Here is a 16056-nt window from a genome sequence, read left to right as displayed (position 1 = left end):
GCAAAGACACACTTGATGAAAATCAGGTGTGTCTTTTTTTTACATACTTATCCTGTTTAAATGTTGAATAGTTCAAGAAATTGGGCTGTTTTTTGTATTGTCAGCGTCTGGTTGATAAATAGTAGTCTCCTAAAGAATAAAATTAGTACCAAGTACTAATACTTAGTGCTATAATGATAAAAAAACATTCGAGGTGATCTCTGCTATGAATCATCAATCTAAAGCAACGATAACAGCCATGGGTACGTATGTACCGGATCGAATATTAAGTAATGCAGATTTGGAAAAGATGGTCGATACAAGTGATGAATGGATTGTACAGCGAACAGGCATGAGAGAGCGCCGGATTGCAGGAGAACATGAATTTGTATCAGACCTGGCTACAAAAGCTGTGGAGGATATGGTGCGTCGTTACGAGGTAAAGATCACCGATGTAGATATGATTCTTTTTGCAACAAGTACACCCGAGTATGCTTTCCCAAGTTCGGCTTCACGAGTCCAGGCAAACCTGGGTATTCCCCAGACGGGAGTGCTTGATCTGAACGCGGCTTGCGCCGGCTTCACATACGGTATGCAACTGGCAGATAGTCTGGTGACCAGTGGGATGTATCGTAAGGTACTCGTAATCGGGGCTGAGACGTTATCTAAAATAACAGACTATACCGATCGAACAACGTGCGTGTTGTTTGGAGATGGAGCCGGTGCGTTTATGGTAGAACGTGCTTCTGACCAGGGTCACTTTAAGTCTGTCATTTCTGGGACACAAGGGGAAGGTGGTATGCACCTATACAAAAGCGGACTTTCTACAGAGATGGATGGTCATCAGTTGAATGCCGAAGGAAATTTGGTGCAGAACGGAAGAGAGGTCTACAAATGGGCAGTCCGCATGGTCCCGGAACAATTAGCTGAGCTTATTACGAGAGCTGAAATGTCACCTGAGCAGATCGATTGGTTTGTTCCGCACAGTGCCAATATGCGCATGATTGAAGCGATGTGTGAACGTGGACCGATTCCGCTCGAACGTACATTAACGAGTATGGAGTACCGGGGGAATACTTCTGCGGCCTCAATTCCACTTGCATTGCAGATTGCAGTGGATGAAGGGAAGCTGAGACATGGGCACAACGTTGCGCTGTTTGGTTTTGGAGGCGGGCTAACGTACTCGGGTCTAGTTGTTCGATGGGGTGTGCCGGATAGGGCGTAAATGTAAATCTACCAAGGTGTCTGATGAATTAGACTTCAGTTCAGTTTTCATACTAGCATCAAAGGAAAAAAAAGGTAGAACTCAGTAATCTGAGCTCTACCTTATATTTGCTATTTCCCAATTATTACTCATCAACGTTACTGTTCAAACTCTTCATAACTTTCATCTTCCCATAATGTATTGAACACACTAAAATCAGTCCATTTACCCGAGAAATAAAAAAACAAATCTAACTTTTCGAAAAATTCATTACCTTCAATTTCCCCCTGATCTACAATGGGTTTGCCTGTCCTGCGTAAAATGGGGTATACCTCTGCATAATCTGCCCCGTCAAACGCGATCATAATAGGTGCATCAAGTACGCTTAATTGTTCATAAGAGTAGGTTATACTCTCGCCGTTCACAATGACTTTCAGATCAACCGGTTCTGTTGCGCTGATTGCCAGATAGGCGGTAGAAATGTTGTCTGTACTAACAAGTGCCACATTATCAGATATAAGACTGCCATGCGCAGAATTTCTATAGACGTACTCACGATTTAACTCTCTTGGAATCAGTTCGTCTTTGGTAGGCTGATGTTTGTAGCCTTTCCCGCCATAAAAATTGTAGATGCGTTGCAGGATAACCACAGTTTCAGCTAACGTTACCTTTTGATTCGGATAAAATTTCCCTTTGGCATCGGGTTTCATAATGCCTGCTTCGGCGAAGTTGAGTAAAGCACGGATTTTTACATAGTCAAGCTCAGACCCAATATATGGATTCTGTTTTTTTGGTTGAATTAAACCAAATTGCGCAGCTAACAGTTGATGGGCAAAATCCCATTTTTCATATTCTTCAGAAGAAGAGAAACTCTTTATCGGGATATCTTTAAATGATTTCATATGAGCTAATGCTTTTTTATCATTTACTTCGTCCAAATGGTTCCCAGTTTCAGGGAATAGTGTACTCATGGCGATTAACAAATCCCAGCGAGACAATTCTTTCGTGGGTAGATAAGTGAATGTATAGTTGTGATAATTAATCTGGTCTGCCGCTGCGATCATACCCGAAGGATTACTCGGAATGCTACCGTACACATCTCTAAAAATGGAATAATAGGTGCTTCCTTCTGGTACGCCTGGAATTTCGATTTTTTTATCGGGTTCAACACGAAATTCCTTGAATAAGGTATGTATCATTTGGGTTAATTCGGCTTTGGACACTGTCTGGTTTAAACGATCTGTTTCCTGTTCGTAGCTTTGCATGACACCGTGAGAGGCCATGAATTTTACAGCCGGCTTAGCCCACTTATATTTCTTGGCATTAGTAGTCGTGGCAGCACTGGCCGTCGATGTAGCTAAAAGGGAGAAACTGAGCACGGTAATAAGTAGCATATGCCATCTTGAATAGTTCATCCAAAACCTCCTGTTAATGTGTGGTTCAAACGATGTATAAGTAGTAAACTTCTTCATACATATTGTAGACGACAAATCAAGATCTGGGCAATTTGAAAATGTAGATCGAAAAACACCCCGATTCACAGAATCGTGAATGGGGGTGCATGTTTCATGAAGAATATTCAATACAGGGTCAGATTGAAATATGAGAACTTGTTTTGATTGATAAGAACTTGGCTTGATTTATGAGGACTTATCACCGAATTGGTTATCATCAACAGAAGTATGAGTGCTCATGTTTATATATCATCAGTCACCAAGAAGTTAAGGCGTTAACTTGGGTGCTTGGCGATGGTGTGTACCTTGTTCGTAGCTGTAAGCCAGCTTGATCAGTGTACCTTCGTCAAAGGCACGGCCCAGGAATTCAATGCCTACAGGCAAGCCATCCGTTGTGAAGCCAGCCGGGACGGTAATAGACGGGAAACCGGAGAATGGGCTTAGACGATTGTTGGCACCAGAGGTTTGCCCTTTGCCAATCACGCCAGCAGCTTGTGTTGATGTAGGATAGATGATTGCATCCAAATGGTTATCCGCCATGACTTTCAGTAAGGAATCACGAGTAATTTGAGTACGCTTCAGGACGATATCTTTGTACTCTGATGTATCTAGCGTATCCCGTGCATCCCGTGCTTTCATGGATTGTTCTTGGGATTTATCAAATTGACCGGATGCGATGATCTCGGACAGGCTATGATACGGCGCGTTGTCACCTAGAGAATCCAGATAGTCATTCAGCTGGAATTTGAACTCATAGCCACTGAGGCTAGGATATTTATTGATCTCTGCAAAGTTAGGAATGGAGATTGGTACCGCGGTAGCGCCAAGTGATTTCAGTTCTTCAACAGCGGCATTGATGACGTCGGCAACCGCTTTTTCCTCCGCTTTGGTGCTTGGGATGAGTTCAGGAGCTACACCGATTCGAGCACCCTTCAGTCCGTTCGCGTCCAGGAAGTCTGTGTAACTGGAAGGGATTTTGCCTACCGCGTAAGCCGTGGCAACATCTTTTTTATCATAACCAACGGTAGCATCCAGCATGATTGCCGCATCACTTACGGTGCGTGCCATCGGCCCACCAACGTCTTGTGTCAGTGCGAGTGGAATAATGCCTTCTCGGCTGGAGAGGCCAATGGTTGGACGAATACCGACAAGGCTGTTAAAGCTGGACGGTATGCGGATGGACCCACCTGTATCGGTGCCCATACCTGCTGCAGCGAAGTTCGCGGCAATGGCCGCACCTGTTCCACCACTCGATCCGCCCGGATAATGATCAAGAGCGTAAGGGTTAAGCGTTTGTCCTCCCAGTGAGCTTGATGTTGTGATGCCAAAAGCAAACTCATGCAGGTTGGTTTTGCCCAAAATAATGGCTCCCGCTGCTTTCAGCTTCTTTACCTGCTCTGCATCATGAGCCGGAATAGAATCCTTCAGGCAGATACAGCCAGCTGTGGTGGGCATGTCTTTGGTATCAAAGTTATCCTTCACCAGGATCGGGATACCGTGAAGCGGGCCGCGAGGTCCCTGAGCTGTGCGTTCTTCATCGAGTTGCTCTGCGATTTTAAGTGCATCCGGGTTCAGATTGAGGACAGCATTAATGCTGACACCTTGATCATCGTATTTCGCGATACGATCCAGATAATGTTGCACCAGCTCTTTGGATGTCAGTTTACCTTGTGCCATGGCGTTCTGCATATCCATGATCGCGGCTTCTTCGAGCACAAACGGTTTTATGTAGGTATAGATGCGGTCTTTCAAAATAGAGACGTCGTTCGCTGTAAGTACAGCGTTCGGTAAGAAAAGAGAGTCCGTATAGCCTTTCATTAGTCCGGCGGCATTCAGGGCACCGACGGCACTGGCATACTCGGACTGCTTCGGCACATCCTTGAAGGATGCCGGAGCAGTGTCCGGCTTGAGCCATTGCTGCAAGGCAAGTGCAGCATCTTTGCGTGATATGGTCGCACCGGAGAGCTTGTCCATGGTAAAAGGTACACCTGCAAGTGTTGCGGCTTCTTCCATGGCCTGAACGAAGGTTGCGGCACTGACCGGCGCTTTCCCTGCAAGGGCGGCGACGGTGGAGGTTTGGCTTGGAGGAGTTGCAGCGGCGGCGAAAGCCAAAGGTACAGCAGTTCCTCCCCACGTTGCGGCAACCACGGCTCCCGCGAGTAATAAGGCCCCGCCTTTTTTCAATACAGATCCATGATAAGTCATGCATCCACGCTCCCTTCCTGTGTCTAAGATGATGTGTGTGTTTTAGCAATCTTTTTATAATGCTTTTGCACATCTTATATTGGTGTGAGGTAATCTTACAAATCTATTATTTATTCAAAAAAACGCATACATATTGGTTTTGTGTGATGATATCTCACGTTTTCTCTTTGTGTCTTGGAAGTGAAAGACTATTTTTTTATTGAAAAGTCTAAGAAAAGATATTATCTAACATAGATATGACATTTCCTGATCGGATGATAAGTTGAATGTATTGGCAAAAAGAGATGCCCTTGAAACCCTGTTCTGTTGAATATACATTTGTCGAAAACATGATTCTGATTGAGATGATATAATGTAAAGATGGAAATATATGAAGACAAGGAAGACAGATCCGTTGTCTCCGATATTAGCGTTTGGAAAGAAAGGAAGAGATACGAAGTGAAGACATTGGTACTCGCAGAGAAGCCATCTGTAGCCCGGGAGATTGCAAGGGTGATGGGCGCGCGTGATAAACATAAAAGTTATATGGAAGGTCCGAAATACATTGTAACGTGGGCCTTGGGACATTTGGTGGGCCTCGCCGAACCTGAGGATTATGACAAAAAGTATGCGACGTGGAATCTGGAGGATTTGCCGATTTTGCCAGAGCGAACCAAGCTGAAGGTGCTCCGGGAAACGAATCACCAGTACAAAGCCGTGCAGCAACTGATGAAACGTCAGGATGTGGGTGAGTTGGTTATTGCAACGGATGCGGCCCGTGAAGGAGAACTGCTTGCAAGATGGATTATGCAAATGGCGCAGTGGAAAAAGCCGTTCAAACGACTGTGGATTTCATCCCAAACGGATAAAGCGATCAAGGACGGATTTGCCTCGCTGAAGCCGGGAAGTCAATTTGACCGTCTCTATGAATCCGCACGCTGCCGTGCCGAAGCAGACTGGATGATTGGTCTTAATGTAACACGTGCGTTAACCGTACGGTTCAATGCCCAATTGTCCGCTGGACGTGTACAGACGCCAACTTTGGGAATGATCATGGATCGGGAAAATGAAATTAACGGCTTCCGTTCAGAGGAATATGAGACGTTAAGCGCAGACTTTGGAGATTTTCAGGCGGTATGGCGTGCAGCTGGCGGGGATTCCAGAATTTTTGACAAACAGGATATGCAGCAATTGAAGGCACGTGTAGAAGGACGTAAAGGCTCGATTGCCCAGGTGAAAAAAAGTGAGAAAGTCGAGCCGCATCCGCTGGCCTATGACCTTACGGAACTGCAAAGGGATGCGAACCGTAAACACGGTTTTTCCGCTAAACAGACCTCTAACGTACTCCAGCGTCTATATGAGCAGCATAAGCTTGTTACTTATCCGCGGACAGATAGCCGTTATTTGACTTCAGACATGACGGGAACGTTAAAAGAACGACTCGAGAGTGTAGCTGTTGGCCCGTATGCATCACTTGCACGCCCTTTACTGCGCAAAAATCTGAATGTCACCAAACGGATTGTTGATGATAGCAAGGTTACCGATCACCATGCCATTATTCCAACCGAGCAGACGGTGCTCTTAAATCAACTTAGTCCAGAGGAACGTAAACTCTACGATCTGATTGTTCGCCGTTTCATCAGTCTGTTCTATCCAGCAGCGAGGTATGATTCAGTAGCTGTTACGGTACAGGTAGGTAAGGATTCCTTCCATGTGAAGGGCACAACGGTCAAGGATAGTGGCTGGCGCGAAGTGTACGGCGGTGATTATACGGATGATGAAGATGATGACCGTTCCAATGATGCAGGTGACCATGAGCGTGCACTGCTGCCAGACTTACAGCAAGGTCAGTCAGTGACACTTGGGCGCTGCCACATCAAGAGTGGACGTACGATGCCACCGAAGAGGTATACGGAAGCAGCGTTGCTCTCCCAGATGGAGAAGCACGGACTGGGCACACCTGCGACACGCGCAGATATCATCGAGAAACTGGTCAGCTCGGATACGATTGATCGTCAAGGGAACAGTCTGCATCCAACGGGCAAAGGCAAACAGCTGATTGAGCTTGCTGCCCCGCAACTGCGAACACCGGAACTGACCGCTCGTTGGGAGGCTGAACTGGAGCGTATAGCACGTGGACAGGGTAAACCAGGCCCGTTCCTGGATGGTATTCGTTCCATGGCAAAGGAACTTGTATCCACCGTGAAAAGCAGTAAAGCCGAGTACAAACCGCATAATGTAACCAATAGCCACTGCCCGGACTGTAACGCCAAGTTGCTTGAGAAAAAGGGGAAACGTGGCAAGTTCCTCGTATGTCCTACAGAGGACTGTGGTTATCGTCGCTCCAATGAGAAGCGGTTGTCAAACCGCCGCTGCGCGCAGTGTCATAAGAAGATGGAGATTAAGGAAGGCAAAGCTGGACTGTATGTACAGTGTCTGCCATGCGGAATCACCGAAACGCTGGATAAAGATAAGCAACACGTGAACAAACGCGAGCAGCAAAAGCTGGTGAAACAATACGCGAAGCAGGAGTCCATCGGCTCCAACCTGGGGGATTTGCTCAAGGCGGCTATGGAGAAACAAGGAAAATAGGCATGCGGCAGAGATAACGGAAGATAAGAGAATCAAAGCTTAAACGATCTCCGACTTTTAAATGGGTTGATACAGGTGTCATGTTCAAGAAGGCTTGACCACAAATCGATTACGATACTCTTTTGGTGTAAAACCCGTATGTTTTCGGAACACTTTGATGAAGTAACTCTGATCGTGAAAGTTAAGCAACGTATGAATCTCACTCAGGCGATAGTCTGAGAAAACGATCAGATTTTTGGCTTCTTCAATCCGTTGCCTTTGTATAAAAATGCGAAGTGCCTCTCCAGTCTCTTCCTTGAATTTACGGGAAAGATAGGAGGGGCTTATTTGCAGATGCGCGGACAGTACGGACAGACTTAAGTCATCGTATAAGTGATTGAATATATATTCCTGGCATAACAGAATGTCTTTGGAGTTATGAGCCCGATGGACTTTGGCTACACGTTCGGTAAAATCACCAAGGATCTTAAGCAGAATCGGATGAATCGAATCAATCCGGGACAGCGTTTCAATGTGCTGAATATAGGTGTCGCTAAGCGTAAGTGCCGACTCCGAATACAATCCGCCATCAATTGCAGCACGGGTTCCGAGCGTAATGGCCGCGATGATCAGATTCTTTTTGCTCCGTAAACTATTCTGTTTCGATAAAGTGCCGTAGACCCCGTTCAACTCCATATGCTGCTTCAGATACAAAAGCATCTTATGTTTGTTCCCCAGACGCACCTGATCGAATACCTTTTTCTCCGACAGGTAGGATTTGTGAAACAATCTCCGCTCTCTCTGTTCCAGAAGAGATAGTTCAAGTACACCTTCCGCATGATTATTTATATTTAAGACATGTTTGTTGTCCTCAAGAACTTGATTCCGATCCAATATTTCATGATGTAAAAGATAATGGGCCATAATCGCCACACTCAGCAGTTGATGGAGATCATTGGGTTCAATGAATGTGGTTGAATTCAGTTGTTGATCCCATGCAAACGGAACATGCTCAACATATGACTGTGCATTGGGCCAGAGAACAAGCAGATCTTGCCCTTCAGGAGTGGAGACTGGCATCAGGATCATCTTATCCATTTGTATATTGTAATCCATGAGCTGGATTTTCAGATGAACAGGAGTGGACAGAAGCTGGTTCACCAATTCCGGGCTCAAAGTAGGATGACGATCGATACCTCGCTTAAGGTAGAACGCAGGAACCCGGGTGGTATCATATAACGTTTGTAAGATCCATTGAAGTTTGGTTTCGGTTATCGTTGGCACTGAACACTCCATCTCCCTAAAGATCATAATTAATTACTATTAATCGCAAATAAATACCATAAATATAAATGGAAACGCTCTATATTTCAATTAAGATGTTGATGAATGATATGTAGAGCAGGAGGCAGACACAATGTATCTAGTTATTGATATTGGTGGAACTTTTATTAAATACGGAATCATGAGCGAAAGCGGAGAGCTGTTGTCGAAGGGAAAACGTGGCGTTGGGCGGAGTGGCTTGCAGGAACTGCAGGATGCGCTTTATGCCATCGTGGATGCACAAGATTTGTCACAGATTCAGGGCATTGCCCTGAGTTGTCCGGGAACAATCGATGTGGAGACAGGAATGGTGTATCACGGCGGTTCTTTTCCATTTTTGCATGAGGTGAATTTAGCCAAATTTCTTGAAGACAGATATGCGATCCATGTGTCCATTGAAAATGATGGGAAGTGCGCAGCGCTTGCCGAACTATGGCTCGGCAGTGTCAAAGATACCAAGGATTCCGTTGTTATGGTGCTGGGTAGCGGCATCGCGGGAGGAATCATCATGGACGGTAAACTGCAACGTGGCAAAAACTTGTCAGCCGGAGAAGTTAGTTATGTGATGAGCCGGATTGACCCGGTAACGAAGGAAGCGGTCTATTTTGGACTGGAGAGCTCGGCTGTAGAGATGGTCAGACAGATTGGTGAGTTAAAGGGGCTGGATGACCCTGCCGATGGTGAGGCCGTGTTTGAATTTATTAATCAGCGAGATGCGGAGGCGTGCGGTGTATTTGATACCTTTTGCACACAGATTGCGGTTCAGATCATGAATCTGCAATACATTCTCGACCCTGAAGTGTTTGCCATTGGAGGAGGCATTAGTGCACAGCCTGTTGTGCTGGAGCGAATCCAATGGGCAATAGATGAACTGAAGCGAATTAACCCATTGCATAAGGCGAGCCCACAGATTACAGCCTGTACGTTTGGAAATGATGCCAACCTGTACGGAGCGTTATATCATTTTCTAAACAGTCACCGGAACAACTAGACGTGCGCCCTGAAGCCTAAAATACAGGTGCCTCCTTCGTATAAGAAGCTTCGTTTTCAGGCAACGTAAGCGGAGGAGGTGAGCCTGAGATGCCGCATAACAAACCGGAAAAACGCAATAACCAGCAGAATAAGGACAGCATTCGGGAAGAGAATATCGCAGTGACCCCGGAGAAATCAGCCAAAAGGGTACCGAGCCTGAACGGGATTCCGAAACAGGAATCGTAAAATTCTCGTTTATGTAAAATAGTGCGGTTCTCTGCCCGCGTTGATCATCTGCCTGTCTTGGGATTATAATGGAGACAGGGAGATGTCCCGGGACAGGGGGACCGCTAAACGCATATGCATACCGGACTTATCGTATGGTTTATCTTTATTAATGTTGTCGCATATCTGGTCATGTCTGACGACAAGAGACGTGCACAGCAGCGGCGGGATCGCACGCCTGAACGAACGTTATTTTTGCTAGCCTTTATCGGTGGTGCATTAGGTGTCTGGATTGCGATGTATCGGAAAAGGCATAAAACGAAACATCCCAGCTTTACGATTGGCATTCCGTTGCTCGTGTTTCTGAATGCAGTGATGTATGGTTACTTTTTGCAGTGATGGTTTAGGGAAGAATGAGTTTATTATGTAAATTGTTTCTTATCAAGTGGTTCATTTTAACCTGTGAAGGTTTAAGAAGTTACATGGTTCCAGGCTCTGTAAGGGATTTAGATGTCAGACCGAGGCTTGCTTCGGGTTCTACATATATAAGGAAGGGACGGGATTTACATGTTATTTTCCAAAATCTTAGTAGCTTATGATGGGTCAAAAGCTTCAAATAAAGCACTGGATCGTGCAATCGAGTTTGCGAAGGCATCGCCGGGGGCTGTGCTTGATGTCATTCATGCATTTGATTTTCCGCGCGTATTTATTGGGGAAGGTCTGGCGCCGTTGCCGCCTTCACTCAACAACGATTACTACAATCTGGCTGTGCAAACGACGGATGAAGCCAAAGAGCGTATTCAGGCTGCCGGTGTTACGGCAAATGTAGATCTGATCCAAGGGGCTGCAGCAGAGGTGTTGCTGGACTATGCCAAAGAAAACGGCTCGGATATCATTATTATTGGTTCCCGAGGTTTAGGCGGAATCCGTGAATTCGTGCTGGGCAGTGTCAGTCACAACGTAGTACAACATGCTCAGATTCCTGTATTGATCGTAAAATGATATTGAAATAAGAGGGAGGATGTACTTGTACTCCATTCCCGTGTGAACAAGCCGGTTGTCTTCGAGAAATTGAAGAGAAGCCGGCTTTCTTTATTTTATTTTGAAGCAACAGGATGGGGTATTTCAAGTGAATTTGGAGTTTATTGTATAACACTGTACTAATTCCCGAACATTAGATTTGTCAATATGTTAAATGTTCGTCTTTAAGTTGACATACGCTGTAGGGGATTGTTAGAATGTTAGATGTGTCGATCAGGTTAAAATAAGGTCGAGTAGGAACGAAAGCTGTATGATTGTGGAACATGGTAAACAAAGATGTAACGAATAGATATTTGCTCGTATAACGCCGGGAATAGGGCCCGGAAGTATCTACCCGGAAACCGTAAATTTCCGGACTACGAGGAGATACGGCTGAGAGTCGCATGGTTGATTGCGGACAGCAAGCCCCTTTTGGCATGCCCAAATGCGGGATACGTATTTCTTGGAGTCCGGTGTCCGGAGAAAATGTAATATTTTCGCGGGTAGCGGACTTTTTGTTTTTTTTAAAATGCTCAGATGGGAGTGGGATGTATTCATGTCAGTGCAAGTTGCTGTAATTATGGGCAGTAAGTCTGATTGGGAAACGATGAAACATGCGTGCGAGGTGCTGGACGAGCTTGAGATTGGTTATGAAAAAAAGGTCGTCTCCGCACATCGCACTCCGGATTTGATGTTTGAATATGCAGAGCAGGCGATCGACCGCGGATTCAAGGTCATTATCGCTGGTGCAGGCGGAGCGGCTCATCTTCCAGGTATGGTGGCATCCAAAACGATGCTTCCCGTCATCGGTGTTCCGGTTCAATCCAAAGCATTGAACGGTCTCGATTCCTTGCTGTCCATTGTGCAGATGCCTGGCGGCATCCCGGTAGCGACGGTAGCCATTGGCAAAGCGGGTGCGACAAATGCAGGCTTACTCGCGGCACAGATCATTGGCGCATTTGACCCGGAGGTGCAGCGCCGCTCCGAAGCTCGCAGAGAACGGATTAAACAAGAAGTACTGGAAAGCAGTGATGAGCTATGAGTAACGAGGCAACCAGACAGGATAAGGGAACAGGGCAGGGACAACCCGTCTTATTACCCGGACATACAACAATCGGTATTCTTGGCGGCGGGCAGCTTGGACGCATGATGACGCTTGCTGGAACGGCGATGGGGTATCGTTTCGTTACTCTTGATCCAACACCGGATTCACCTTGTGGCCAGATTGCGAAGCAGATTGAAGCTGGATACGACGATGTACAGGCAGCAAGAGAACTCGCGCGGCAATGCGATGTGATCACGTATGAATTCGAGAATGTGGATGCAGAAGTGGCGGCTTTACTTGAGCGTGAGTCATCCGTGCCGCAAGGGAGCTCCCTTTTATACACGACCCAGCATCGCTTGCGTGAGAAACGTGCGATTGAAGCCGCTGGTGTCAGAGTTGCTCCATACCGCGAAATTACCAGTTTGGATACGATGAATGCTGCGGTGAGTGAATTAGGAGTTCCATGTGTGCTGAAAACAGTGACTGGCGGATATGACGGCAAAGGTCAGCGGGTGATTCGTGTCGCAGCGGAAGCTGAAGAGGCTTATCAAGAGCTTGCATCGACAGGAGCAGAGCTGGTGCTGGAGCAATTCATCAAGTTCGAATGCGAGATTTCAGTCATTGTTGCTCGTAGCACGAGCGGAGAGATCAAAACGTTCCCGCCTGCGGAGAACATTCATGTGAATAACATTTTGCATGCTTCCATCGTACCTGCGCGAGTGGCTACAGACATTCAACTGGAAGCACAGAAACTGGCCGCTGCAGTTGCGGAATCCCTGAAAGCTGTCGGATTACTGGCGGTCGAACTGTTTGTAGCCGCTGACGGCAGACTGTATGTGAACGAGCTGGCTCCAAGGCCGCATAATTCCGGACACTACACGATGGAGGCTTGCGCCACATCACAGTTTGAGCAACATGTTCGTGCCATCTGCGGATTACCGCTGGGGGATACAACGCTGTTAAGTCCCGTCGTTATGGTCAATGTGCTTGGTGAGCATCTGGAAGGAATCATCGCAAGAACAGGGCAACCTGATGAAGAGGCGATGGAACTCGGTGTTATCCCTAAGCTTCATATATATGGCAAGAGCGAAGCGAAGACAGGACGTAAGATGGGGCATGTGAACCTGCTCTGTCAGGATGTCGAAGAAGGATTGCAATGGATCGAACAAACTAATCTATGGAGGCATACAAATTCATGATTGAACGTTATAGCAGACCCGAAATGAGAGCCATCTGGACAGAAGAGAACAAATTCCAATCGTGGCTGGAAGTTGAAATTTGTGCATGCGAGGCATGGGCTGAGCTTGGAGTTATCCCGAAGGAAGAAGCAGCTTTGCTTCGCCAGAACGCTTCTTTTGACATTGATCGTATCTATGAGATTGAAAAGGAAACACGCCATGACGTTATTGCGTTCACACGTACGGTATCCGAGAGCCTGGGTGCAGAGCGGAAATGGGTTCACTACGGCCTGACTTCCACGGACGTGGTGGATACGGCACTGGGATATGTACTGCGTCAAGCGAACGAAATTTTGGAAAAAGACATCATTAATTTCATCGAAATTTTGCGTGAAAAAGCACTGACATATCAGCATACGCCAATGATGGGACGTACGCATGGTGTACATGCGGAGCCAACAACTTTCGGATTGAAAATGGCGTTGTGGCATGAAGAGATGAAGCGTAACCTGGATCGTTTCCGCCATGCGGCGGATGGCGTACAGTTCGGTAAAATCTCCGGTGCCGTTGGAACGTATGCTAACATCGATCCATTTGTTGAAGAGTTTGTCTGTGAGAAGCTGGGTACCAAGCCTGCACCAATCTCCACGCAAACGTTGCAACGTGACCGTCATGCGGAGTACATGGCTACGCTGGCACTGATCGCAACTTCTCTGGACAAGTTCGCTACAGAAGTACGTGCACTGCAGAAGAGCGAGTTCCGTGAAGTGGAAGAAGCGTTTGCCAAAGGTCAAAAAGGATCTTCCGCGATGCCGCACAAGCGCAATCCGATCGGCAGTGAAAACATCTCCGGTCTGTCCCGCGTTATCCGCGGACATATGGTATCTGCATACGAGAACGTAACATTGTGGCACGAGCGTGACATCTCACACTCTTCCGTAGAACGTGTCATTTTGCCGGACGCAACGATGTTGCTGAACTACATGTTGAACCGTTTCGGTAACATTGTGAAGAACCTGACTGTGTTCCCGGAAAACATGAAACGCAACATGGAACGTACCTTCGGCGTGCCATTCTCCGGTCGCGTTATGACGAAACTGATCGACAAAGGCTTCAGCCGTGAGCAAGCATACGATACCGTTCAACCACGTGCCATGCAGGCATGGGAAGAACAACGTCAATTCCAGGACATCGTGAAGTCCACACCGGAAATTACAGCTGTGCTGAACGACGAGGAAATTGCAGATGCATTTAACCCGTCCTGGCACCTGAAACACGTAGATACGATTTTCAAAAAACTCGGCTTGAACGACTAAACGATTAATATATTCCCTTAATAAGGTTAGAGAACGAATGATGGGCTAGCAGGGAACGTAGAGGACAGAAATACCCCACTAAAAGTATAGGTTGATTATGTGTTCACGCTGGAACGGAGAATGCAGAAAAAACCTGTAGAAGCGAAGCGTTCGCCTTTATCACCGAATTTTCCCCTCATACAATTGGATCAGAAAAATCCGGGGATAACAGCGATCGGAAGGTTCTTCTGCATTTGGAGTGGCCCCGCGTGATGAGGGGAATTGGACGTATAATTTACATCTCCTGAAAGAAGGTGACCCCATGGCACTGTCCACGGCGGCAGATCTTGTTAAAGCACCTCTGTTATACAAAGGAAAAGTACGCGAGCTATACGATCTGGGTGAGCATTTTCTTATTGTGGTAACGGATCGCATCTCAGCATTTGATTATGTGCTCGACCCGGCGGTTCCAGAGAAAGGTAATGTGCTGAATCAACTCAGTAGCTTCTGGTTTGAACTGACAGGTAGCATGATGGAAAACCACGTGGTTCATACCGATGTGAATCAACTGGGTGATCTGGTCACCGAACCTGAATTGCTCAAAAACCGCATCATGGTTACACGCAAAGCAGAGCGCATCGATATCGAATGTGTGGTGCGCGGATACATCACTGGTGGTGGCTGGAGACAGTACGAGACAACCGGAGAAGTGAATGGAATCAAACTGCCGGAAGGCCTGCGCAAAAATGCCAAGCTCGAAGTGCCCATCTTCACACCAGCTGCCAAAAATGACGTTGGTCATGACGAGGACATTCCGATGGAGCGTATGAAAGAGCTTGTTGGAGATGCGCTTGCTATCGAGCTTCAAGAGAAAAGCTTGCGTCTCTATGAGTTTGCTCGTGATTACTGTGATCAGCGCGGTATCATTCTGGCAGACTGCAAATTCGAGTTTGGCATTGTGGATGGCAAGGTGATCCTGATTGATGAAATCTTCACCCCGGATGCCTCCCGCTTCTGGGCAAAAGAAAACTATGCTCTCGACATTGAGATCGACAGCATGGATAAAGAGCCTGTCCGTACCTATCTTGCAGGCACCGATTGGGACAAGAACAGCAAGCCCGACCCGCTTCCGCAAGAGGTCGTGGAAGCGACAACGGCAAGATACGTCGATATTTATAAACGTTTAACGAAATAATAAGTGTAACGTTTGAGCGCTGGCTCCAGGAAAGTTTGGCTTTCGATCGCTGTTGCCCCCGGAATGTTTGGATTCGTATCCTTGTTTTCAAAAGGACACATTCCGGTTGCAAAGGCGAGCACTTCGTTTCTCCAGCTCAAATCTTTCCCTCCGCCAGTGTTCAAACTGGTGGATGAGGTAATTAAGGCGTAGGCTTCACTAGGTGTGAAGCCTGGAATCAATGCAAGAATTAAAATCAATGTTACTCAAAGACTTGAAGACCTGTACCGCGTATGCGGAAAGCTAAGGATTGGTTCAGGTTTACCGCTTGTACAGTTGCCACTGAGCAACGCAAAGGGTTTAGGCCTTTAAAAAATAGCGCCGTAGGAACAAGCGGAGAGGTGGAATGGTTCACGAAGGAGCGAAGCGTCC

General features: G+C 46.8%; 14 protein-coding genes and 1 riboswitch. Of the genes, 10 read left to right on the top strand and 4 right to left on the bottom strand.

Translation table 11 applies throughout. The annotated features are described in order from the left end of the window. Nucleotides 1–205: 205 nt before the first annotated feature. Nucleotides 206–1204 carry a ketoacyl-ACP synthase III gene (locus H7T88_RS28385; protein ID WP_221791726.1) on the top strand — a complete coding sequence of 333 codons (999 nt, stop codon included), beginning with the start codon at nucleotides 206–208 and terminating at the stop codon, nucleotides 1202–1204. A 137-nt stretch (nucleotides 1205–1341) separates the two neighbouring features. On the opposite strand, the gene H7T88_RS28380 is transcribed toward H7T88_RS28385, so the two are convergent. Further along, nucleotides 1342–2598, bottom strand: coding sequence for an S-layer homology domain-containing protein (locus H7T88_RS28380; protein WP_221791725.1), 1257 nt, complete (start codon nucleotides 2596–2598; stop codon nucleotides 1342–1344). 306 nt (nucleotides 2599–2904) lie between these two features. Then, on the bottom strand, nucleotides 2905–4842 hold the full coding sequence (locus H7T88_RS28375) for an amidase family protein (protein ID WP_221791724.1): 1938 nt from the start codon (nucleotides 4840–4842) through the stop codon (nucleotides 2905–2907). A 438-nt stretch (nucleotides 4843–5280) separates the two neighbouring features. Between H7T88_RS28375 and H7T88_RS28370 the strand changes: the two genes are divergently transcribed. Further along, nucleotides 5281–7413: a DNA topoisomerase III gene (locus tag H7T88_RS28370; RefSeq protein ID WP_154985885.1), complete on the top strand. Its 2133-nt coding sequence runs from the start codon at nucleotides 5281–5283 to the stop codon at nucleotides 7411–7413. A gap of 84 nt (nucleotides 7414–7497) precedes the next feature. Here H7T88_RS28370 and H7T88_RS29105 read toward each other — a convergent pair whose 3' ends face one another. Next, nucleotides 7498–8676 (bottom strand): helix-turn-helix domain-containing protein, encoded by a 1179-nt coding sequence (locus H7T88_RS29105; RefSeq protein ID WP_221791723.1) that lies wholly within the window; start codon nucleotides 8674–8676, stop codon nucleotides 7498–7500. Nucleotides 8677–8809: 133 nt separating this feature from the next. On the opposite strand from H7T88_RS29105, the gene H7T88_RS28360 reads away from it, so the two are divergent. The 8 genes from H7T88_RS28360 (at nucleotide 8810) to H7T88_RS28325 (ending at nucleotide 15645) form a co-directional block, all read left to right on the top strand. Further along, entirely contained in the window at nucleotides 8810–9706 is an 897-nt protein-coding gene (locus H7T88_RS28360) for an ROK family protein (protein WP_221791722.1), read from the top strand. Between the two features lie 89 nt (nucleotides 9707–9795). Beyond that, nucleotides 9796–9933, top strand: a complete 138-nt coding sequence (locus H7T88_RS28355; RefSeq protein WP_167375798.1) for a hypothetical protein — start codon at nucleotides 9796–9798, stop codon at nucleotides 9931–9933. Nucleotides 9934–10047: 114 nt separating this feature from the next. After that, the gene (locus H7T88_RS28350; RefSeq protein WP_090923375.1) at nucleotides 10048–10311 is read left to right on the top strand and encodes a DUF1294 domain-containing protein; all 264 of its coding nucleotides are present in this window, start codon (nucleotides 10048–10050) and stop codon (nucleotides 10309–10311) included. A gap of 168 nt (nucleotides 10312–10479) precedes the next feature. Continuing rightward, nucleotides 10480–10914, top strand: a complete 435-nt coding sequence (locus tag H7T88_RS28345; RefSeq protein WP_090923374.1) for a universal stress protein — start codon at nucleotides 10480–10482, stop codon at nucleotides 10912–10914. Nucleotides 10915–11230: 316 nt separating this feature from the next. Continuing rightward, nucleotides 11231–11332, top strand: a riboswitch (purine riboswitch). A gap of 156 nt (nucleotides 11333–11488) precedes the next feature. Continuing rightward, the gene (gene purE / locus H7T88_RS28340) at nucleotides 11489–11974 is read left to right on the top strand and encodes a 5-(carboxyamino)imidazole ribonucleotide mutase (protein WP_090923373.1); all 486 of its coding nucleotides are present in this window, start codon (nucleotides 11489–11491) and stop codon (nucleotides 11972–11974) included. Continuing rightward, nucleotides 11971–13176, top strand: a complete 1206-nt coding sequence (gene purK / locus H7T88_RS28335; protein WP_154985881.1) for a 5-(carboxyamino)imidazole ribonucleotide synthase — start codon at nucleotides 11971–11973, stop codon at nucleotides 13174–13176. Before purE ends, purK begins: the two co-directional genes overlap by 4 nt. Further along, nucleotides 13173–14471 carry an adenylosuccinate lyase gene (gene purB, locus H7T88_RS28330; protein ID WP_154960735.1) on the top strand — a complete coding sequence of 433 codons (1299 nt, stop codon included), beginning with the start codon at nucleotides 13173–13175 and terminating at the stop codon, nucleotides 14469–14471. The genes purK and purB overlap by 4 nt, the downstream gene beginning before the upstream one ends. A 301-nt stretch (nucleotides 14472–14772) precedes the next feature. Continuing rightward, the gene (locus H7T88_RS28325; protein ID WP_154892153.1) at nucleotides 14773–15645 is read left to right on the top strand and encodes a phosphoribosylaminoimidazolesuccinocarboxamide synthase; all 873 of its coding nucleotides are present in this window, start codon (nucleotides 14773–14775) and stop codon (nucleotides 15643–15645) included. Here H7T88_RS28325 and H7T88_RS28320 read toward each other — a convergent pair. Further along, the gene (locus H7T88_RS28320) at nucleotides 15624–15884 is read right to left on the bottom strand and encodes a hypothetical protein (RefSeq protein ID WP_221791721.1); all 261 of its coding nucleotides are present in this window, start codon (nucleotides 15882–15884) and stop codon (nucleotides 15624–15626) included. The genes H7T88_RS28325 and H7T88_RS28320 overlap by 22 nt on opposite strands. Nucleotides 15885–16056 lie beyond the last annotated feature (172 nt).

The sequence above is a fragment of the Paenibacillus cucumis (ex Kampfer et al. 2016) genome (genome assembly GCF_019748695.1).
Taxonomy (GTDB): Bacteria; Bacillota; Bacilli; order Paenibacillales; family Paenibacillaceae; genus Paenibacillus; species Paenibacillus polysaccharolyticus.
Note: the sequence above shows the minus strand (reverse complement) of the source record. Positions and strands in the feature narration are given on the sequence as shown.